This is a genomic window from Methylobacterium sp. D53M, from assembly GCF_053345625.1.
On the sequence record NZ_JBKFAL010000009.1, the window covers coordinates 92,170 to 110,887 of the forward strand.

The 18,718-nt window shown below is 71.1% G+C and carries 17 protein-coding genes and 1 other RNA gene; 4 read left to right on the top strand and 14 right to left on the bottom strand.

Annotated features, from left to right (window positions below; all coding sequences use genetic code 11):
• Positions 1–70 precede the first annotated feature (70 nt).
• From ACLBYG_RS15195 to ACLBYG_RS15215, 5 genes are all read right to left on the bottom strand, one after another.
• A complete protein-coding gene (locus tag ACLBYG_RS15195; protein ID WP_447681992.1) occupies positions 71–3,367 on the bottom strand; it encodes an efflux RND transporter permease subunit in 3,297 nt (1,098 codons plus the stop codon).
• A 285-nt stretch (positions 3,368–3,652) separates the two neighbouring features.
• Positions 3,653–4,087, bottom strand: coding sequence for a tellurite resistance TerB family protein (locus ACLBYG_RS15200; RefSeq protein WP_020091280.1), 435 nt, complete (start codon positions 4,085–4,087; stop codon positions 3,653–3,655).
• A gap of 106 nt (positions 4,088–4,193) precedes the next feature.
• Complete coding sequence (locus ACLBYG_RS15205; protein ID WP_020091281.1) at positions 4,194–4,394, bottom strand: DUF3606 domain-containing protein; 201 nt, start codon at positions 4,392–4,394, stop codon at positions 4,194–4,196.
• A 225-nt stretch (positions 4,395–4,619) separates the two neighbouring features.
• Complete coding sequence (locus ACLBYG_RS15210; protein WP_020091282.1) at positions 4,620–4,841, bottom strand: YbdD/YjiX family protein; 222 nt, start codon at positions 4,839–4,841, stop codon at positions 4,620–4,622.
• Positions 4,842–4,849: 8 nt separating this feature from the next.
• On the bottom strand, positions 4,850–6,910 hold the full coding sequence (locus tag ACLBYG_RS15215; RefSeq protein ID WP_447681993.1) for a carbon starvation CstA family protein: 2,061 nt from the start codon (positions 6,908–6,910) through the stop codon (positions 4,850–4,852).
• Positions 6,911–7,199: 289 nt separating this feature from the next.
• Here ACLBYG_RS15215 and ACLBYG_RS15220 point away from each other — a divergent pair, with 289 nt between their 5' ends.
• Positions 7,200–8,069, top strand: a complete 870-nt coding sequence (locus ACLBYG_RS15220; protein ID WP_447681994.1) for an NAD(P)-dependent oxidoreductase — start codon at positions 7,200–7,202, stop codon at positions 8,067–8,069.
• Between the two features lie 127 nt (positions 8,070–8,196).
• On the opposite strand, the gene miaA is transcribed toward ACLBYG_RS15220, so the two are convergent.
• Complete coding sequence (gene miaA / locus ACLBYG_RS15225; RefSeq protein WP_447681995.1) at positions 8,197–9,123, bottom strand: tRNA (adenosine(37)-N6)-dimethylallyltransferase MiaA; 927 nt, start codon at positions 9,121–9,123, stop codon at positions 8,197–8,199.
• A gap of 14 nt (positions 9,124–9,137) precedes the next feature.
• Here miaA and serB point away from each other — a divergent pair, with 14 nt between their 5' ends.
• Positions 9,138–10,031 (top strand): phosphoserine phosphatase SerB, encoded by an 894-nt coding sequence (gene serB, locus ACLBYG_RS15230; protein ID WP_447681996.1) that lies wholly within the window; start codon positions 9,138–9,140, stop codon positions 10,029–10,031.
• A 3-nt stretch (positions 10,032–10,034) separates the two neighbouring features.
• Here serB and ACLBYG_RS15235 read toward each other — a convergent pair whose 3' ends face one another.
• From ACLBYG_RS15235 to ACLBYG_RS15265, 7 genes are all read right to left on the bottom strand, one after another.
• Positions 10,035–10,541, bottom strand: a complete 507-nt coding sequence (locus ACLBYG_RS15235) for a coiled-coil domain-containing protein (protein ID WP_091675581.1) — start codon at positions 10,539–10,541, stop codon at positions 10,035–10,037.
• A 141-nt stretch (positions 10,542–10,682) separates the two neighbouring features.
• Positions 10,683–12,236 carry a DegQ family serine endoprotease gene (locus ACLBYG_RS15240; RefSeq protein ID WP_091676451.1) on the bottom strand — a complete coding sequence of 518 codons (1,554 nt, stop codon included), beginning with the start codon at positions 12,234–12,236 and terminating at the stop codon, positions 10,683–10,685.
• Between the two features lie 113 nt (positions 12,237–12,349).
• Positions 12,350–13,327, bottom strand: a complete 978-nt coding sequence (hflC, locus tag ACLBYG_RS15245; protein ID WP_020091289.1) for a protease modulator HflC — start codon at positions 13,325–13,327, stop codon at positions 12,350–12,352.
• Entirely contained in the window at positions 13,324–14,517 is a 1,194-nt protein-coding gene (hflK, locus tag ACLBYG_RS15250; RefSeq protein WP_042672660.1) for an FtsH protease activity modulator HflK, read from the bottom strand. The genes hflC and hflK overlap by 4 nt, the downstream gene beginning before the upstream one ends.
• Positions 14,518–14,799: 282 nt before the next feature.
• A complete protein-coding gene (locus tag ACLBYG_RS15255; protein ID WP_447681997.1) occupies positions 14,800–15,288 on the bottom strand; it encodes a dihydrofolate reductase in 489 nt (162 codons plus the stop codon).
• A complete protein-coding gene (locus ACLBYG_RS15260; RefSeq protein ID WP_447681998.1) occupies positions 15,285–16,079 on the bottom strand; it encodes a thymidylate synthase in 795 nt (264 codons plus the stop codon). The genes ACLBYG_RS15255 and ACLBYG_RS15260 overlap by 4 nt, the downstream gene beginning before the upstream one ends.
• A 135-nt stretch (positions 16,080–16,214) precedes the next feature.
• Positions 16,215–17,072 (bottom strand): CPBP family intramembrane glutamic endopeptidase, encoded by an 858-nt coding sequence (locus ACLBYG_RS15265; RefSeq protein ID WP_447681999.1) that lies wholly within the window; start codon positions 17,070–17,072, stop codon positions 16,215–16,217.
• On the opposite strand from ACLBYG_RS15265, the gene ssrA reads away from it, so the two are divergent.
• Both ssrA and ACLBYG_RS15275 read left to right on the top strand, forming a co-directional pair.
• Positions 17,064–17,445, top strand: a transfer-messenger RNA (tmRNA) gene (gene ssrA, locus ACLBYG_RS15270). The genes ACLBYG_RS15265 and ssrA overlap by 9 nt on opposite strands.
• Positions 17,446–17,509: 64 nt before the next feature.
• Positions 17,510–18,136 (top strand): SspB family protein, encoded by a 627-nt coding sequence (locus tag ACLBYG_RS15275; protein ID WP_020091294.1) that lies wholly within the window; start codon positions 17,510–17,512, stop codon positions 18,134–18,136.
• A 221-nt stretch (positions 18,137–18,357) separates the two neighbouring features.
• Here the strand turns inward: ACLBYG_RS15275 and ACLBYG_RS15280 are convergent, their stop codons facing one another.
• Complete coding sequence (locus tag ACLBYG_RS15280; protein WP_091927877.1) at positions 18,358–18,636, bottom strand: hypothetical protein; 279 nt, start codon at positions 18,634–18,636, stop codon at positions 18,358–18,360.
• Between the last annotated feature and the right edge of the window lie 82 nt (positions 18,637–18,718).

The window sequence follows — 18,718 nt, forward strand, 5'->3', positions numbered from 1 at the left end:
GGGATCCGACGGTCAGGCATCCGGATCGGGCCAGCGACACCGGCCGCGGCGCGCGACGCGCCGCCGTCCCTCACGCCGCCGCCGGGCGGCCCTCCGGCTCCAGGTAATCCTGCACCGGCCGCGCCGGGCCGCCGCGCATCAGCACGTAGAGGAACGGCACCAGCAGCAGGGTCGCGGGCGTCGCGAAGGCGATGCCGCCCATGACCGCGCGGGCGAGCGCGGCGTTCTGCTCGCCGCCCTCGCCGGTCCCGAGCGCCATCGGGATGAGCCCCAGGAACATCGCCGAGGCGGTCATCAGCACCGGCCGCAGCCGGGTCTCGCCCGCCGTGATCGCCGCCTCCAGGGCGCTGCACCCGGTCTCCTCCCGGTGCTCCTTGGCGAAGGTGACGAGCAGGATCGAGTTCGCCGAGGCGATGCCCACCGACATGATCGCCCCGAAAATCGAGGGGATCGAGAACGGCGTGCCGGTCACGAACAGCGCGAAGGTGATGCCGCAGAAGGCCATCGGCAGGGCGGCGATCACCACGAACGGGTCGCCCCAGCTCTGGTAGTTCACCGCCATCAGCAGGTAGACGGCGATCAGCGCGATGCCGAGGCCGATCTCCAGGCGGAAGAAGGCCGAGCGCATGTTCTCGATCTGGCCGCGGACGACGATCTTGTCCGGCGCCTCGAGGTTCTTCTGCTCGTCCTCGACGATCCTGTCGATCTCGCGCGCGACCGAGCCGAGGTCCCGGTCCTGCACCGAGGCGAAGATGTCGAAGGTCGGCTGGATGTTGACGTGGCTGATCATGGTCTGCGTCGGCGTCCGGCGGATGTCCGCGAGGCTCGACAGCAGGGTCAGCACCCCGGGGCCGGAGCCGGAGGTCGCGGCGGCGCGCACGAACATCGGCGTGTTGCGCAGGTCGGTGAGCGAGCTGTTGCGGTACTCGGGCGTCTGCACCCAAAGCTGGTAGGGAATGCCGGTCTTTGGGTCCGGCCAGAAGTTCGGCGTGACCTGGTAGCTGCCGGACAGCGAGATGTTCATGTTCTGCGCCACCTGCTGCTCGGTCAGGCCGAGTTCGGAGGCGAGGCGCCGGTCGACGTCGACGTAGAATTGCGGCTCGTTGACGATCTGCTGCAGGTGGACGTCGACGAGGCCCTTCGTGTGCTTCAGCCGCTGCACGATGCGCTGGGCGACCTCCAGGTCCTTCTCCTTGTGCCGACCGGAGACCTGCACGTCGATCGGCGTGAGGACGCCGAAGTTCAGGATCTGGGTGATCATGTCGGCGGGCTGGAAGTAGACGACCACGTCGGGGAAGCGCTTCATGAGCACCTCGCGCAGGCGCTTCATGTAGCCCGCCACCGGGCCGTGCCCCTCCTTCAGGCTGATCAGCATCTGCCCGTCATTGTAGGAGACGAACGAGCCGTCCGAGAACGCGAAGTTGTAGTTGTTCGACGGCAGGCCGATGTTCTGGAGGATCTGGTCGACCTCACCCGCCGGGATCACCTCGCGGACCGTGTCCTCGACCTCGGCGAAGACCTGCCGGGCGGTCTCGATGCGCATGCCGACGCGGGTGCGCAGATGCATGGTCATCTGGCTCGCCTCGATCTGCGGGAAGTAGTCCTGGCCGACGAAGACGAACAGCACGCCGGTCATGCCGAGCACGCCGCCGACGGCGCCCAGGGTGACGACGCGGTGGCGCAGCACCGCGTGGAGCAGCCCGACATAGCCCCGGTGGAACCGCGCGAAGCCGCGCTCGAACGCGCCGTGGATCCGGCCGGCGAGCCGCAGCGCGGGGGCGCCCACGAGGCCGACGGCCCGGGCGATCCGGCCCCGCCGGGGCGCCGCGTGCTGCGCCGGGTGCGCGTCCCGGTGCGCGTCCCGGTCCTTGGCGTGCTTCTGGCGGTATTCCGGCGCCACGATCACGTCGATCAGGAGGGGCACCAGGGTCCGCGACAGCAGGTAGGAGGTCAGCATCGCGAACACGACCGCGAGCGCCTGCGGGGTGAACAGGTATTTCGGCGTGTCGGTGAGCGCGAACACGGCCGTGAAGGCCGCGCAGATCGCGAGCGTCGAGATCAGCGCCGGCTTGGCGATGCCGGCGGCGCCGTGGACCACGCTCTCGCGGAACTCCTCGCCCTCCTCGAACAGCCGGTAGGTGTTCTCGATCGCCACCGTGGCGTCGTCCACCAGGATGCCGACCGCGAGCGCCAGGCCGCCCAGCGTCATCACGTTGATGGTCTCGCCGAGCGCCGCCAGCACGGCGAGCGAGGTCATGACGCAGAGCGGGATCGAGATCAGCACGATGATCGTCGAGCGCCAGGAGCCGAGGAACAGCAGGATGGCGAGGCCCGTCAGGGCCGCCGCGGTCAGCGCCTCGTGGAGCACCCCCTCGATGGCGTTCGAGACGTAGACCGACTGGTCGAAGAGCGGCTTGATCGCCAGCCCCTCGGGCGCGGCGGCGCGGATCGTCGGCATCGCCGCCTTGACGTTGTTGACCACGCTCAGGGTCGAGGCGTTGCCGTTCTTGATGATCTGCATCAGCACGGCCTGCTGGCCGTCGGCGCTGACCACGTTGACCTGCGGCGGGCCGCCGTCGCGGACATAGGCGACGTCGCGCACCAGCACGGGCTGGCCGGCCACCACCTTGATCGGCGCGAGGTTCAGGGTCTCGATCGACGGCGGGGTGCCGTTGAGCTGGACCGGGTACTGCTGCTCGCCGATCTTGGCGAGGCCGGACGGCACGGTCAGGTTCTGGGCCGTCATGGCGTTGGTGACGTCGAGCGGCGTCAGGCCGAGCGCCTGGAGGGCGTTGAGGTCGAGGTCGACCATGATCTGCCGGGGCGCGCCGCCGAAGGGCGACGGCAGGGTCGAGCCCGGGACCTGCGCCAGGGTCTGGCGGATCCGGTACTGGGCGTAGTCGTAGACCTGGTTGAGGCTCTCCTTGGCCGAGGTCAGGGCGAGCTGGATCACCGGCACCGAGGAGGCGGAGTAGCGCACGATCACCGGCGGCTGCGTGCCGGGGGGCATCACGGCACGGATCGAGTTGGTCGAGGACACCACCTGGGCAATGGCGAGATTGAGGCTGACGGTGGGCTCGAAGTAGATCCGCTGCACCGCCGTGCCCTGGAGCGTCGTCGACTCCATGCGGCGGATGTTGTTGACGTTGTTGGAGATGCCGTACTCGGCGTAGGTCGTGATGCGCTGTTCCATCTCCGGCGCCGAGAGGCCGGTATAGGTCCAGACCACCACGACGACCGGGATGTCGACGACCGGCAGCACGTCCTTCGGCGCGACGACGATCGCCCCGACGCCGCCGAGCATCATCAGGACCGCGAGCACGTAGGTCGTGATCCGGAACTTGAGCGCGTAGAGGACGAGGCCCATGCGGTCTCCGCCGTCCGGCCCCGGGCCGGCAACTCCGCGTTGTATACCGGCTCACCGGCTAAACCCGGACTGTTTCGCTATCACGTCCGGTCAGGCAAGGGACGGGCCGCGTCGCCGCAGGGTTCGGGGTGGCGGCCGCGTCGCGGCCCGCATCGCGCCCGCGCCGGCGTCCGCGAAGACCCGGCACGGCGGGCCGGGCCGCGTCACCTCGGGATGCGGGTGCCGGACGGGGAGAGCGGTCCCGGCGCGCCGTCCCGGGGTCTGCCGGGCGACGGGCCGGCCGGATCAGCGCAGCAGGGCGGACTTGTCGACCTGCAGCGCCCCGGCGATCTCGTCGAGCGCCTTGTGCTCGACCTCGCTGATGCCGTCGATATCGGCCACGTCCGCGCCGATCAGGAACACGTCCTGGCGCTGCTCGATCGGCCGATCCGCGATGGCGCCGACATGGCGCAGGTTCTCCAGCCGCCCGGCCCGGGTCTTGGCCCGGGTGATCGCCTCGTAGAGCTCCTGCTCGACGCGCAGCGTGTCGTAGGATTTCTCGAGGATCGGGTTGGCGCGGATGCCGGTGATCGCCGACTCGATCTCCTCCTCGCCCACGTCGCCATCGGCCACGATGACGTTGGCGGCGGACGAGACCGCGGCCTGCAGGAAGACCGCGTCGCCCGCGTACGACATGATCGTGCGGCCGAACCGAAGGATGGCGTCCTGGAAAATGCTCATGCCGACCTCCCGTCGGGCCTGAGATGGCGGATATTGTGGCGGCGGAGTCAAGATGCGGCCGAGCTTAAGCCCGAGATCGCGGAGGACTAGTCCTGGCGCGGCGGTATCAGGTGGCGGGCTCGTGGCCCGGCCAGTCCCGCCCGAGATGGGCGGCCACGCGGGCCGGATCGTCGCCGACCGCCGCCACGGCGGCCTCGACCTGCTCCACCGGGACCATGAACCGGCGCGCCCAGTAGGCCCGCTCCCAGGCATGGGCGATGTTGACGGCCCGGGGCTCGATCGGGTCCTGCACGCTCTGGTCGGTCATCGGCCTTCCGCATCTGGCAAGGGCCGGGCGGCCCTCCGGCGTGGAGAACGCCGGCCGGGCCCGATCGGGTCCGCGCAGCGAGCGGGGCCCGGTCCGCGGCGAGGACACGCCGCCGTCATCGCGCGCGCAGCGAAGCGACCCAGGGCAACGCCACGTTGGAAGACGCAGCGCTGCCTGGATTGCTTCGCTCCGCTCGCAAGGACGACAAAGCTCACCGGCCGCCTGTCAGCAGCAGCGGAAGCCCGCGGTGTTGCCGACCCCGAAGCGGGCGTTCTCCCGGTTGCGGAAGAACTCCACCTCGCTCATCGGCGCCTGGTCGGGATGGGTGCGGCGGACATGCTCGGCATAGGCCGCGTAGTCCCCCTGCCCGACCATCAGGCGGGCGCCGTCGCAGACGCACTTGGACAGCGTCCGGATCCGGTCCCGCAGGTTCGACGACGGCAGCATGGGACCTCCTATTCCGCCGCGACCATGTGCGGCTCGGTCTCCAGCGCGGTCCAGCGGTCCGCGCGCCACGCCTTCACGCAGGCGGCGATGCCGAAGCCCGCGATGGCGACGACGAGGCCGATGAACAGGGCCGCCAGCACCGCGTCGATCCGGTCGTTGAGGATGATCTGGCTCATCTGGTCGGCGTTCTTGGCAGGCGCCAGGACCTTGCCCTCCGCGGCGGCGGCCGCGTAGCGCTCGGCGTGGGCCAGGAAGCCGATCTTCGGGTCGGCCGAGAAGATCTTCTGCCAGCCGGCCGTGAGGGTGCAGATGCACAGCCACGCGGTCGGGATGATGGTCACGAACGCGTAGCGCTCGCGCTTCATCTTGAAGATCACCACCGTGCAGAGCGTCAGCGCCACCGCGGCCAGCATCTGGTTCGAGATGCCGAAGAGCGGCCACAGGGTGTTGATGCCGCCCAGCGGGTCGGTCACGCCCTGGTAGAGGAAGTAGCCCCAGGCCCCCACCGAGATGGCGGTCGCCGCGATGCTCGGCCCCCACGACGTGGTGTTCTTGAATGACGGGATCGCCAAGGCGACGAGATCCTGCACCATGAACCGGCAGGCGCGGGTGCCCGCGTCCACGGCCGTGAGGATGAACAGCGCCTCGAACAGGATCGCGAAGTGGTACCAGAAGGCCATCATCGCCTTGCCGCCGATGGCCGATGAGATGATGTGGGCCATGCCGACCGCGAGGGTCGGCGCGCCGCCGGCCCGCGAGATGATCGTGTGCTCGCCGACGTCGGCGGCGGTCTGGGTGATGACCTCCGGCGTCGTGGCGAAGCCGAGCTTGGTCACCGCGGCGGCGGCGGTCTCGGGCGTCGTGCCGATGAGGGCCGCGGGCGAGTTCATGGTGAAGTAGACGCCCGGGTCGATCACGCAGGCCGAGACCAGCGCCATGATCGCCACGAAGGATTCCATCAGCATGCCGCCGTAGCCGATGAAGCGGGCGTCGGACTCGCTGGCGATCAGCTTCGGGGTGGTGCCCGACGAGATCAGGGCGTGGAAGCCCGAGACCGCGCCGCAGGCGATGGTGATGAACAGGAACGGGAACAGGCTGCCCGCCCAGACCGGGCCGGTGCCGTCCACGAACTTGGTGACCGCCGGCATCTGCATGTGCGGGGCGACGAAGGCGATGCCCAGCGCGAGGCCCACGATGGTGCCGATCTTGAGGAAGGTCGACAGGTAGTCGCGTGGGGCCAGCAGCAGCCAGACCGGCAGGATCGACGCCACGAAGCCGTAGCCGATCAGCATCCAGCAGAGCTGCGGGCCCGTGAAGGTGAAGGCCGGCCCCCAGACCGGGCTCGCCGCCACCGAGCCGCCGGCGACGATGGCGAGCATCAGCAGGACGAAGCCGAGGATCGAGACCTCGCCGATCTTGCCCGGGCGGATGTAGCGCGAATAGACGCCCATCAGCATGGCGATCGGGATCGTCGACATCACCGTGAAGGTGCCCCAGGGGCTCTCGGCCAGCGCCTTGACGACGATCAGCGCCAGCACGGCGAGCAGGATCACCATGATCAGGAAGGTGCCGAACAGGGCGATGATGCCCGGCACGGTGCCGAGCTCGGCCCGGATCAGCTCGCCGAGCGAGCGGCCGTCCCGGCGCATCGACACGAACAGGACCATGAAGTCCTGCACGGCGCCCGCGAGGACCACGCCGGCCAGGATCCACAGCATGCCGGGCAGGTAGCCCATCTGGGCGGCGAGCACCGGGCCGACCAGCGGGCCCGCGCCCGCGATCGCCGCGAAGTGGTGGCCGAACAGCACGCCGCGGTTGGTGGGCACGTAGTCGAGCCCGTCGTTGTGGCGCACCGCGGGGGTCGCGCGCTTCGGGTCGAGCCGCATCACCTTGTCGGCGATGAACTGGGAATAGTAGCGGTAGGCGATGAGGTAGACGCAGACCGCCGCGACCACGATCCAGAGGGCGTTGATCGTCTCGCCGCGCTGGCTCGCCACGATCGCCAGCGCCGCGGCGCCGAGCGCCCCCACGAGGGCCCAGGGCCCGTGCCTGCCGATCGCCGAACCCATGTCCCACTCCCTGACCGAACGCCTCGCGCGCGGGGCCACGCGCGGGGGGCTCCGGCTGGGACTTCGTGGTCCCGGGCTACACGGGCGGGTTATCCTATTGGTCCGGCGTTGACGCAAGCGATCCGAGCTGTGATGCAGCGTCGGCGGCGGCACGACGCCCAATCTGTCACATCGGGTCCCCCGGCACGGCCCCGACCCCCTTCACGGCCCGGCTGCCGAGCTCCGTCGCCGCCCGCCGTCGGAGATGGAAGGGCGCCGGCGCGGTCGGGCCTGCGAGGAGCGCACGACAATGGCGAAGGTCGCATTCCTGGGTCTCGGCGTGATGGGCGGCCCGATGGCCGGACACCTCGCCAAGAAGGGTGGCCACGACGTCACCGTCTACAACCGCACCACCCCGAAGGCCGAGGCCTGGGTGAAGACCTACGGCGGCGCCCACGCGCCCACGCCCCGGCAGGCCGCCGAGGGCGCCGAGATCGTGTTCGCCTGCGTGGGCAACGACGACGACCTGCGCAGCGTCGTGCTGGGCGACGACGGGGCGCTCGCCGGCATGAAGCCCGGCGCGGTGTTCGTCGATCACACCACGGCCTCCGCCGAGGTCGCGCGGGAACTCGCCGCGGCGGCCGAGGCCAAGGGGCTCGGCTTCATCGACGCGCCGGTCTCCGGCGGCCAGGCGGGCGCCGAGAACGGCGTGCTCACCGTGATGTGCGGCGGCGACGCGGCGACCTACGCCAAGGTCGAGGGCGCGATCGGGTCCTTCGCCCGCGCCTGCCGGCTGATGGGCCCGGCCGGCGCCGGCCAGCTCACCAAGATGGTCAACCAGATCTGCATCGCCGGCCTCGTCCAGGGCCTGTCGGAGGGCGTCCACTTCGCCAAGCGCGCCGGCCTCGACGTCGAGGCGGTGCTCGACGTGATCTCCAAGGGCGCCGCCGGCTCCTGGCAGATGGAGAACCGCGGCAAGACCATGAACCAGGGCAAGTTCGACTTCGGCTTCGCGGTCGACTGGATGCGCAAGGACCTGGGCATCCTGCTGGACGAGGCCCGCCGCAACGGCGCCAAGCTGCCGGTCTCGGCCCTCGTCGACCAGTTCTACGCCGAGGTGCAGGCGATGGGCGGCAACCGCTGGGACACGTCGAGCCTCGTGGCGCGGCTGGAGCGCTGACGCCTCCGGCCTTCGCCCGGAGCCGAGGACCGGGCAAGACGCGACAGGCTCCCTCTCACGCGCGAGAGGGGGCCGCCTGGATCGCGGCGCCGCGCGCCGGTCTCCCCCGGCGGGTCGGACGCTCGCCTCAGAACAGTTCCTCGACCCCCGCGGATTCCGGATCCACCCAGCGCCACGCCTCCCCCATCTGGTGGCGGAACCACGTGACCTGGCGCTTGGCGTAGGCGCGCGTGTCCGCCTGCCCCCGGACGATCGCCGCTTCGAGGCTCATCGCCCCGTCGAGGTGGGCGATCAGGCCCGGCACCCCGTGGGCGCGCATCACCGGCAGCATCGGGTCGAGATCGCGCGCACGCAGGCGGGCGACCTCGTCCAGCGCCCCCTCGGCGATCATGGTCCGGAAGCGGGCGTCGATCCGGGCGCGCAGCACCGCCCGGTCGGGTGCCAGGAAGATTCTCCGGAGGTTCCGGCCGGCGAGCGGCCCGGGCACCGGGTCGCCGTAGAAGCTGGAGATCGGCCGACCCGTCGCGAGAAAAATCTCCAGGGCGCGCATCACCCGCATCCGGTCGCTCGGCCGCAGGCGGGCGGCCCCCTCGGGATCGTACCGGCCGAGGTCGGCGTGCAGCGCCTCGGTCGGGCGGCCCTCGGCCGCGTCCCGCACCTGCCGCCGCACGACGTCGGGCACCGGCGGCAGTTCCGAAAACCCCTGCTCCAGCGCCCGGAAATACAGGCCGGTGCCGCCGACGAAGACCGGCAGGCGCCCGCCGAGCGTCGCCAGCAGCGCTGCCGCGTCCCGCGAGAAGTGCCCCGCGGAGTAGTTCACGGCGCCGTCGACGTGGCCGTAGAGCCGGTGAGGGACCCGCGCCTCCTCGTCCGGGTCGGGCCGCGCGGTCAGGCGGCGCAGGTCCGCGTAGACCTGCATGGAATCGGTGTTGATCACCACGCCGCCGTGACGCTCCGCCAGCCGGGCGGCCAGCGCCGACTTGCCCGACGCGGTGGGCCCTGCGATGAGGACCGCGGCCGGGCGCCCCCCGGCTTCCCCCCGGTCTGGCGGCAAGGCGAAACTCCACGATGCTGGTCGCGGTCCTGATAGCAAACCCGGATCGGCCGTCCATCACCGACGCGGTGCTGGCCGAGACGCGCGCCGTGCTGCGGACGGAGCACCAGCCCCGGATCCTGCACGGCGAGGTGGCGGCCGAGCTGCTGGTGCCGGGCGAGCCCGCGGCCGCGGCGTCCCTCACGGAGCGGCTGCGGGCGGCGCTGTCCGGCGAGCCGATCGACCTCGCGGTGCTGCCCGCCGACGCGCACAGGCGCAAGCGCCTGTTCCTGGCCGACATGGATTCCACCATGATCGAGCAGGAATGCATCGACGAGCTCGCCGGGACGCTCGGCCTCAAGGACCACGTGGCGGCGATCACCGAGCGGGCGATGCGGGGCGAGATCGCCTTCGAGCCGGCCCTGCGCGAGCGCGTCGCGCTCCTGAAGGACATCCCGGTCGGCGCGGTCGACGGGCTGATCGCCGAGCACCTGACCCTGACCCCGGGCGGCGGCACGCTGGTGCGGACGATGCGGGCGCACGGCGCCCAGACCTGCCTGGTCTCCGGGGGCTTCACGCTGTTCACCGGCCCGATCGCCGCGATGATCGGCTTCGACGAGCACCGGTCCAACGTGCTGGGCGTGGCGGACGGGCGGCTCACCGGCCTGGTGGAGGACCCGATCGTCGGGAAGGCCGAGAAGCGCGCGACGCTGATCGCGCTGCGCGGGCAGCTCGGCCTCGGCGCCGCCGAGACCCTCGCGGTCGGCGACGGCGCCAACGACCTCGACATGCTGGGCGAGGCCGGCCTCGGGGTGGCGTTCCGGGCGAAGCCCGCGGTCGCGGCCGCGGCGCGGGTCCGGGTCGAGCACGGCGACCTCACCGCGCTCCTGTACCTGCAGGGCTACGCGGCGGCGGAGTTCGTGGGGTGAGGCTCAGTGGAGGGTGCGGGTCAGGGCGATGACCGCGCCGAGCACGGCGAGCGTCTGAAAGCCGATCGCGCCGACGAGCCAGCGCACCGTCTCGACCTTCGCGGAGGCGATCGCGCCCTTCACGGCCTCGATGTCGGCCTTGGTCTCGAGGCGCAGACTGTCGATGTCGGCTTTTGTGGATAGGCGGAGGGCTTCGATATCCGACTTGGTCGACTGACGAAGACTGTCAGAATCCGCCTTGGTCGAGATGCGAAGCCCCTCGATATCCGCCTGGGTCGTGAGTCGCAGTGCCTCGATGTCGCCGCGGGTCTGTATCTTGAGGGCTTCGATATCGCCGCGGACGATCTGCAGTTCGGCCTGCACGTCGCGAATGTCGGCTTTGGTTGCAAGATTCCCGTCGAAGACGTCCACCAGCGCGTCGGCCAGGCCTTCCGCCTGCTCGGGCGACAGCTTCGCCTTCTCCCGCAGGGCGCGGGCGAATTTCAGGGTGTCGAACGCTACGGCCGTCATGGGTCCGAACCCGCCCGAGCCGCACCGACTCGCGGCCCCAGTGTGCCGTGCCGCGGCGCAGCGTCAATGTGGGGCGCCCTGAACGCGCGAGGGCCGTCGCTCCCCGGGGAGCGACGGCCCTCGGAAACGCGATGAGACTGCTCAGTCGAGGCCGACGGCCACGAAGCGCACGTCGCCGGTGGCGCCCGCCACCAGCAGCAGGACCGACTTGCGCCCGTCCTTCTTGAGGGCGTCGATCCGCTTGGTCACCTCCGCGGGGGTGCTGACCGACTCCTGGCCGACCTCGACGATCACCTCGCCGGGCTGGATCCGCTTGTCGGCGGCGGTCGAGTTCGGGTCGACCCGGGTGACGACCACGCCCTTCACGGTGTCCTTGATGGAGTACTTCTTGCGCAGCTCGTCGGTCATGCCGGAGAGGTTGAGGCCCAGCGCCTGCCGGGTCGCGCTCTCGGGCTCCGGCTGGCGCAGGTTGGCGAGCTGCGGCTTGTCGCCGTCCTCCAGGCGGCCGAGGGTGACGGGCTTCGTCACCTCCTCGCCCTTGCGCATGACGACCACGTCGACCTTCTGGCCGACCGGGGTCGAGGCGACGATGCGCGGCAGGTCGCCCGAGGCCTTCACCGGCGCGCCGTTGAACTTCAGGATCACGTCGCCGACCTCGATCCCGGCGGTCTTGGCCGGTCCCTTCTCGTCGACGCCGGCCACCAGGGCGCCCCGCGCGCCGCCCTTGAGGTTGAGCGCCTCGGCGGTGGTGTCGTCGACGTTCTGGATGCGCACGCCGAGCCAGCCGCGGCGGACCTCGCCGAAGTCGCGGAGCTGGTCGATCACGGGCTTGGCCGTGCCCGACGGGACCGCGAAGCCGATGCCCACCGAGCCGCCGGTCGGCGACAGGATCGCCGTGTTGATGCCGATCACCTCGCCGTCCATGTTGAACAGCGGGCCGCCGGAATTGCCCTTGTTGATGGCCGCGTCGGTCTGGATGTAGTTGTCGTAGGGTCCGGACTCGATGTTCCGGCCCCGCGCCGAGACGATGCCGGCCGAGACCGAGCCGCCGAGCCCGAACGGGTTGCCGATGGCGATGACCCAGTCGCCCGGCCGCATCTTGTCGGAATCGCCGAACGGCACAGCCTTCAGCGTGCGGTCGGCCGGGGGCTTCACCCGCAGGACGGCGAGGTCGATCTTCGAATCCTTGCCGACGATCTCGGCCTTCAGCTTCGTGCCGTCGTGCAGGATGACCTGGATGTCGTTGGCGTCGCCGATGACGTGGTTGTTCGTCACCACGAGGCCGGCGGAATCGATGATGAAGCCGGAGCCGAGGGAGTTCGACTTGCGCTGCTGACGCGGCCCGTCGCCGTCACCGCCGCCACCACCGCCGCGGCCACCGCGCCTGTTGAAGAACTCCTCGAACAGGTCCTCGAACGGGGTGCCCGGGGGCACCTGCGGCCCGGCACGGCCGGCGCGGGCCTCGACGGTGGTGGACGCGGAGATGTTCACCACCGCGTCGGTGACCTGCTCGGCGAGATCGGCGAGGGAGGCCGGCCCCTTGGCGAAGGCCGGCACCGGCAGGGCGGCCGCGGCCACGGAGACGGTGACCGAGGCGCCGATCAGGATCGAGGCCATCACCGCGCGGGCGCGGGAGCGGGGCCGCGCCGGGGCGCGGTCGAACGGCGCCTCGGGGGCGCTCGCGACGGGGTGCATGGTCGACCTCTTCAAGAACGCGTTTCCGGTCCCGCGGGCCTCGACCGATGGCCGATCGCCCGCGGGTTGTCCTGCACGGTAATCCCCGGGCGCCGGGGCGCCAACGGGCCCCCTCAGCGCGCCGTCCCCGCCGTGGAGCCGGTCGTCGAGCCCGTGGTGGCGCTCGGATCGGCCGGCCCGCGCGGCCCGCGGGCGGCCGGGGCGGGTGCCCGGCCCTGCGGATCGCTGAAGAAGCGGAAGAAGTCCGTGTTCGGGCTGATCACCAGGCGGGTATCGGATCCCTTCAGCCCGCTCTCGTAGGCCTGCATCGAGCGGTAGAAGCTGAAGAAATCCGCGTCCTTCCCGAACGCGTCCGCGAGGATGCGGTTCTTGTCCGCGTCACCCTGCCCACGCAGCTGCTCGGATTTCTGCGTCGCCTCGGCCAGGATGACCGTGACCTCGCGGTCGGCCTTGGCGCGGATCGTGGCGGCGATCTGGTCACCGTTGGCGCGGATGTCGGCTGCCTCGCGCTCGCGCTCGGTCTTCATCCGCCGGTAGACGGCGGCCGAGTTCTGCGCGGGCAGGTCGACGCGGGTCATGCGCAGGTCGACGATCTCGATGCCGAGCGCCTTGGCCTGCCGGTTCACGTCCTCCTGGATCTGGTGCATCAGCTGCCCGCGATCGGTCTTCACGATCGCGTCGCGGGTCGAGCGGGCGAGCACGTTGCGCAGGCCGGAATTGGTGAAGCTCGCGAGCCGCTGGTTGGCCAGCCCGATATTGCCCACCGCCTGGTAGAAGCGCAGCGGATCGACGATCCGGTAGCGGGCGAAGGCGTCCACCTCCAGGTTCTGCCGGTCGGCGGTGAGCACCGTCTGGACTGGCAGGTCGAGGTCGAGCACGCGCTTGTCGAAGACGACCACGTTCTCCATGAACGGGATCTTGAAGTACAGGCCGGGCTTGTCCTCGCCGGTGGCGTTGAGGACGGCCCGGACGCGGCCGAACTGCAGGACGAGCGCCTGCTGCATCTGGCCGACGGTGAAGATCGAGGCGTAGAGGCCGATCGCGACGATGGCCGCGACCACGATCAGGCCGGTGCGGAGAGCCTGTTTCATCGGGCAGCTCCCGTCTGGGTCTGGGCGCGGGCGCCGAACTCGGAGAGCGGCAGCACCGGCAGCACGCCGGCCGCGGTGGCACCGCCGGACTGCGTCCCGTTCTGGTCGATGATCACCTTGTTCACGGAGCCCAGGACCTTCTCCATCGTCTCCAGGAAGATCCGCTCGCGGCTGATCGCCGGGGCGGCCTTGTAGGAGGCGTAGACCTCGCTGAAGCGCGCGGCCTGGCCGGTGGCGTCGGCGGTCGCCTTCGTCCGGTAGGCCTCGGCCTGCTGGACGATCTGGGACGCCTTACCGCGGGCCTGCGGCACCTCGCGGCTGGCGTAGGTCTTGGCCTCGTTCTGCGCCGTGTCGGCGTCCTGCTGGGCCGCGTTCACGTCGATGAAGGCGGGGCGCACTTCCGGCGGCGGGTTGACCGAGACGAGCTGCACCACCTCGATGCGCACGCCGGCGCCGTACTCGTCGAGCGCCTTCTGGACCATCTCCTTCACCTCCTGGGCAATGCTCGACTGCTCGTTGGTGAGGATCGCCTGGATGTTGCGGCGGCCGATCACCTCGCGCATCGCGCTCTCGGAGATCGCCTTGATGGTGCCCTCCGGATTCTGGAGGTTGAACACGAAGTCGGAGGCCTTCAGCGGGTTGACCCGCCACTGCACCTCGAAGTCGAGATCAACGATGTTCTCGTCGCCGGTGAGCATCAGGCTCTCGTCCGGCACGTCGCGGTTGCGGCCCTGCCCGTTCGGGCCGGCGCGGAAGCCGATCTGGATCGAGTTCTGGGAGCCGACATCCGGCTTCACCACCCCGCCAATCGGATAGGGGAAGTTGTAGCGCAGGCCCTCGCCCTTGGTGCCGACGTAGCGGCCGAAGATGGTCTCGATGCCGACCTGACGGGGGTAGACGGTGTAGAAGCCGGTCGCGAGCCAGATGGCGACGGCCAGGACGGCGATCACCGCCGCGCTGCGGCCGCCGCCGACGCCGGTCGAGCCGCCGCCGCCGTAACCGCCGCCCGAACCGCCACCGCCGCCCGGGATCAGACCGCGCAGGCGGTCCTGCCCGCGCCGGAGCAGGTCCTCGAGGTTCGGCGGCGTCTTGCCACCGCCGCCGCCGCTGCCGCCACCCCAGGGACCACCGCCGTTACCGCCGGGCCGGCCCCAGGGCCCCCCGCCGCCGCTCTGATTGCTCCAAGGCATCCTAGCCGTCGTCTCCTGCCTGTCCGCGCCCGGCCCACGTCCCGACCGGCGCCCCCTGCCTGAACGGCCACGCTCGCCCGCCTAGTCCCGACCATCCGGACCGATCGCACCGCGACCGCTCCCGGCTGGAGGCCTCGAGGGCCCGCACGCGCATCTTCCCGCAGGATGTGCAGGCCCGGCGTGAGCGCGCGCACCCGACAGGCACCTGCGGGCGCACGCCCCGTGCTGTCAAGGCTGGCAGGTGGGCATGCGCGGCGCGGAACGCAAATGCGGCGGCGCGCCTCAGCGTGCGCGCTCCCAGTCGACGAAGGCGAAGGCGTGCTCGTCCCGCGGGCCCGCCGGGTGCGCCTCGCGGAACGTCTCCCGGAAGCGGGCGCGGTCGAAGGCGGGGAATCGCACGTCGCCGGCGGGCTCGGCCTCGACCTCGGTGAGGTGGAGCCGGTCGGCGTGCGGGAGCGCGAGCGCGTAGATCTCGGCGCCGCCGACCACCATCAGCTCCGCCCCGGCGGCGGCCAGCGCGGAGTCCCAGTCGTGGAGGGTCTCGACCCCCTCGGCGCGGAAGCCCGTGTCCCGGGTCAGCACCAGGGTGCGGCGCCCCGGCAGGGGCCGGCCGATCGAATCCCAGGTGCGCCGGCCCATCAGCATCGGCTTGCCCATGGTCAGGGCCTTGAAGCGCTTGAGATCGCTGGAGAGATGCCAGGCGAGCCCGTTGTCGCGGCCGATCACGCCGTTGCGGGCGACGGCGGCGACCAGGGAAACGATCGGGCTCATACCGCCACCGGGGCCGCGATGGCGGGATGCGGGTCGTAATTCTCGATGGCGATGTCCTCGAACCGGAAGGCGAAGAGGTCGCGCACCTCCGGGTTGAGCCGCAGGTGCGGCAGCGGGCGCGGCTCCCGGGCCAGGAGGGTGCGGGTCTGCTCCAGGTGGTTCCTGTAGAGGTGCGCGTCGCCGAAGGTGTGGACGAAGTCGCCGACCCCGAGGCCGGCCACCTGGGCGATCATGTGGGTCAGGAGGGCGTAGCTCGCGATGTTGAACGGCACGCCGAGGAAGGCGTCCGCCGAGCGCTGGTAGAGCTGGCAGGAGAGCCGCCCCTCGCTGACGTAGAACTGGAACAGGCAGTGGCAGGGGGCGAGGGCCATCCGGTCGAGGTCGGCCGGGTTCCAGGCCGACACGATCAGGCGGCGGGAATCGGGGTTGCGCCGGATCTCGTCGAGCACCCAGGCGATCTGGTCGACCGTGCCGCCGCCGGGCTTCTCCCAGGAGCGCCACTGCTTGCCGTAGACCGGGCCGAGATCGCCGTGCTCGTCCGCCCACTCGTCCCAGATCGTCACGCCGTTCGCCTTCAGCGCCGCCACGTTGGTGTCGCCCGCCAGGAACCAGAGCAGCTCGTGGATGATCGAGCGCAGGTGCAGCCGCTTCGTGGTGACCAGCGGGAAGCCCGCCGAGAGGTCGAAGCGCATCTGGTGGCCGAACACCGAGAGCGTGCCGGTGCCGGTGCGGTCGTCCTTGGCGACGCCCGCGTCGAGGATCCGCCGGAGCAGGTCGTGATAAGCGTCCATCGCCCATTCCTGCGCGCCGGCGCGCCGGCCGGCAAGCGCGCCGGCGCCATATGTCCACCGCCGTCACGCGGGAGCCGCTCCGGCGCAGGCCTGCGCGCGGCGCCCTGTCGGCCAGACCGGCCCTCAGACCGGCCCTCAGACCGGCCAGAGCAGGTAGGTCACCAGGGCGAGGTTCGACCAGCCGTGCAGGGCGATGCCGGGCCAGAGCCGGCCGGTGCGCCAGCGCAGCCAGCCCAGCGCCAGGGCGAGGGGCAGCAGCGAGACCGGCCGGGCGAGCCCCCAGGACGAGATGTGGGCGGCGGCGAAGATGAGCGCGGTGACCAGGATCGCCCCCGCGGGTCCGACGGCCGCCCGGGCGCGGGCGAAGGCCTCGCCGCGCAGCAGCAGCTCCTCGGCCACCGGCGCCAGGATCGCCAGATAGGCGAGCCAGGCCGCGACCGCCGCCTGGCTCATGAACGGCGACAGCCGCACGTGCTGGCCGAAGCTCGCGCCGAACAGCTCCGCCGTGCCGGTGACCCAGGCGATGTGCAGCACCGGCCAGACCAGCAGGAGGCCCAGCAGCGCGACCGGCCGCATGCCGTTCGGCCGCTCGCGGTCGAGGGCGAGGCGGCGGCGCCAACCGGTCCGGTCGTGCCACCACGCGCCGCCGAGCACCAGGGCGGCGAGGTAGACTTGGCGCAGGGCGTCGATCGCGAAGGCCCGGTGGGCGAGTTCCACCGCGCCCAGGAACGGGCGCCGCTCGGGGGGCAGGAACGGGTCGATCCCGCTCCAGAGGTCGAAGCCGACGCGCACCGTGGCGAGGGACAGGAGGCTCGCCGCGCCGAGATAGACGACCACGAGGGCGACCAGGGCGCCGAGCCGCCACGTCGCGCCCCAGGCGCGCTCGAGCGGGCCCCGCGCACCGGGGACGGCGGCGCGCGACTGCGCACTTCCGGCAACAGCCTCCCCCGGAGGCTCCAAATGAGGCGGCGGCGCGACACGATCGGGCTTCAAAACCGGACCGATCCCCTCTATATCTCGGGAGCCGGTCGCGAGGCCGGCTATGGCGATAAACGTTCTTCGCAATAAACCTATCGGACCCGGGGGCGGTACCCGGCGCCTCCACCCGAGCCCAGGACATGCTGCCGCAAGGGGCGTGATCGGAACCGGGGCTTCGGCGGGGGCGAAATAGGATCGACGAGGGCGTAAAGGTTGAGCTTTCGCTCGGCATGGTTCCGCCGTTATCGGGCCTTTGCAATAGTTGCCAACGACAACTTTGCTCCGGTGGCGGTGGCCGCGTAAGCGGTCCCCAATATCGACCTGAAGTCCTAGCGGGTAGCTCCGCATAGGCGGGGTTCGGAGGCGCCTGGCACCAGAAGCCTCCACTTCAGTCCTCGGTCCGGCCATCCGCGGCGGGGCGCCGGGCAGACCGGGCGAGAGCGCGACCGCAGATGGCAGACGACCTGATCCGCTACGACCTCCTGGTACAGGACGCCCTGCGCGGCGTGGTGCGCAAGGTCCTGACCGACGCGGCCCGCGAGGGGCTGATGGGCGAGCACCATTTCTACGTCTCGTTCCGGACGGAGGCCCCCGGCGTGCGGATGTCGCAGGCCCTGCGCGAGAAGTACCCGCAGGACATGACGATCGTCCTGCAGCACCAGTTCTGGGACCTCAACGTCACCGAGCACGCCTTCGAGGTCGGCCTGTCCTTCTCGGGTGTGCCGGAGCGCCTGCTGGTGCCGTTCGACGCCCTGTCGGGCTTCTTCGACCCCTCCGTGCAGTTCGGCCTGAAGTTCGACCTCAGCGAGGCCGGCGAGACCCCCGAGGAGGCCAACGCCGCCCCGGCCAAGCCCGGTCCCCGCGGCGCCGGCTCGGAACCCGGCGAGGTGCGGCCCAAGAGCGCCGGTCTCGCGACGATCGGCGCGGGCGCGCCGAAGGGGCTGCCCGCGCCCGCCGCCCCGGGCGAGAAGGACGCCGGCAAGACCGACGACAAGGCCCCCCGCCCCGCCGCCAAGAAGGAGGGCGAGGAGGGCAGCGCCGAGGTCGTGAGCCTGGACGCCTTCCGCAAGAAGAGCTGAGATCGCCCCTGGCCGACTCGGTCACGACCTTCAGCTGCGAGATCCGTCAGGCTCAGGCGCAGTGAGGCGAGGCGATGGGAACGCGCTCAAGTCGAAGCTCGGGGGCGTGCTCCGTAGCCGGCCACGACAGAACGTTGCCCAGACGATCGCCCAGGGAGCTTCACACAGTCGCGGCAGGCATTTCGGACCGCGCCGGCGCCGGTCCTGCCCCAGATCGACGATCAGGGGCTCAGAAGTTTGACGAACGCGGCGCCCGCGCCGAAGAATGCGGCCGCTGCTGCCATGCCGGCGAAACCGATGGAGAGCGGGGCCAGGACACGGTCTCGACCGAGCTTGAGCGTCTCGGCGTGCAGCTTCGCCGCCTCGGCCTGAAGCTTGGTCTGCTCGTCGATCAGCTTCCGCTGCTCGGCCACGAACTTTTCCGTCTCCGCATTGGACCGCAGGACGCGGGCGACCTGCTCGGCGTAATCCAGCGTCGCGGGAGCAACGGTGTCGACCATCGCGGTTCGTGCCCGATCTCAGCCAGCGCGACTCTGCTGACCCGTTCCGGCAATGTGAGAACGCACGGGGAACCCGTCAACC

Coding starts and splice junctions, on each gene's coding strand:
- ACLBYG_RS15195 (WP_447681992.1), bottom strand. CDS start 3,367: ATGGGCCTCGTCCTCTACGCGCTCAAGTTCCGGATCACGACCTACGTG.
- ACLBYG_RS15200 (WP_020091280.1), bottom strand. CDS start 4,087: ATGAGCATTTTCCAGGACGCCATCCTTCGGTTCGGCCGCACGATCATG.
- ACLBYG_RS15205 (WP_020091281.1), bottom strand. CDS start 4,394: ATGACCGACCAGAGCGTGCAGGACCCGATCGAGCCCCGGGCCGTCAAC.
- ACLBYG_RS15210 (WP_020091282.1), bottom strand. CDS start 4,841: ATGCTGCCGTCGTCGAACCTGCGGGACCGGATCCGGACGCTGTCCAAG.
- ACLBYG_RS15215 (WP_447681993.1), bottom strand. CDS start 6,910: ATGGGTTCGGCGATCGGCAGGCACGGGCCCTGGGCCCTCGTGGGGGCG.
- ACLBYG_RS15220 (WP_447681994.1), top strand. CDS start 7,200: ATGGCGAAGGTCGCATTCCTGGGTCTCGGCGTGATGGGCGGCCCGATG.
- serB (WP_447681996.1), top strand. CDS start 9,138: ATGCTGGTCGCGGTCCTGATAGCAAACCCGGATCGGCCGTCCATCACC.
- ACLBYG_RS15235 (WP_091675581.1), bottom strand. CDS start 10,541: ATGACGGCCGTAGCGTTCGACACCCTGAAATTCGCCCGCGCCCTGCGG.
- ACLBYG_RS15240 (WP_091676451.1), bottom strand. CDS start 12,236: ATGCACCCCGTCGCGAGCGCCCCCGAGGCGCCGTTCGACCGCGCCCCG.
- hflC (WP_020091289.1), bottom strand. CDS start 13,327: ATGAAACAGGCTCTCCGCACCGGCCTGATCGTGGTCGCGGCCATCGTC.
- hflK (WP_042672660.1), bottom strand. CDS start 14,517: ATGCCTTGGAGCAATCAGAGCGGCGGCGGGGGGCCCTGGGGCCGGCCC.
- ACLBYG_RS15255 (WP_447681997.1), bottom strand. CDS start 15,288: ATGAGCCCGATCGTTTCCCTGGTCGCCGCCGTCGCCCGCAACGGCGTG.
- ACLBYG_RS15260 (WP_447681998.1), bottom strand. CDS start 16,079: ATGGACGCTTATCACGACCTGCTCCGGCGGATCCTCGACGCGGGCGTC.
- ACLBYG_RS15275 (WP_020091294.1), top strand. CDS start 17,510: ATGGCAGACGACCTGATCCGCTACGACCTCCTGGTACAGGACGCCCTG.
- ACLBYG_RS15280 (WP_091927877.1), bottom strand. CDS start 18,636: ATGGTCGACACCGTTGCTCCCGCGACGCTGGATTACGCCGAGCAGGTC.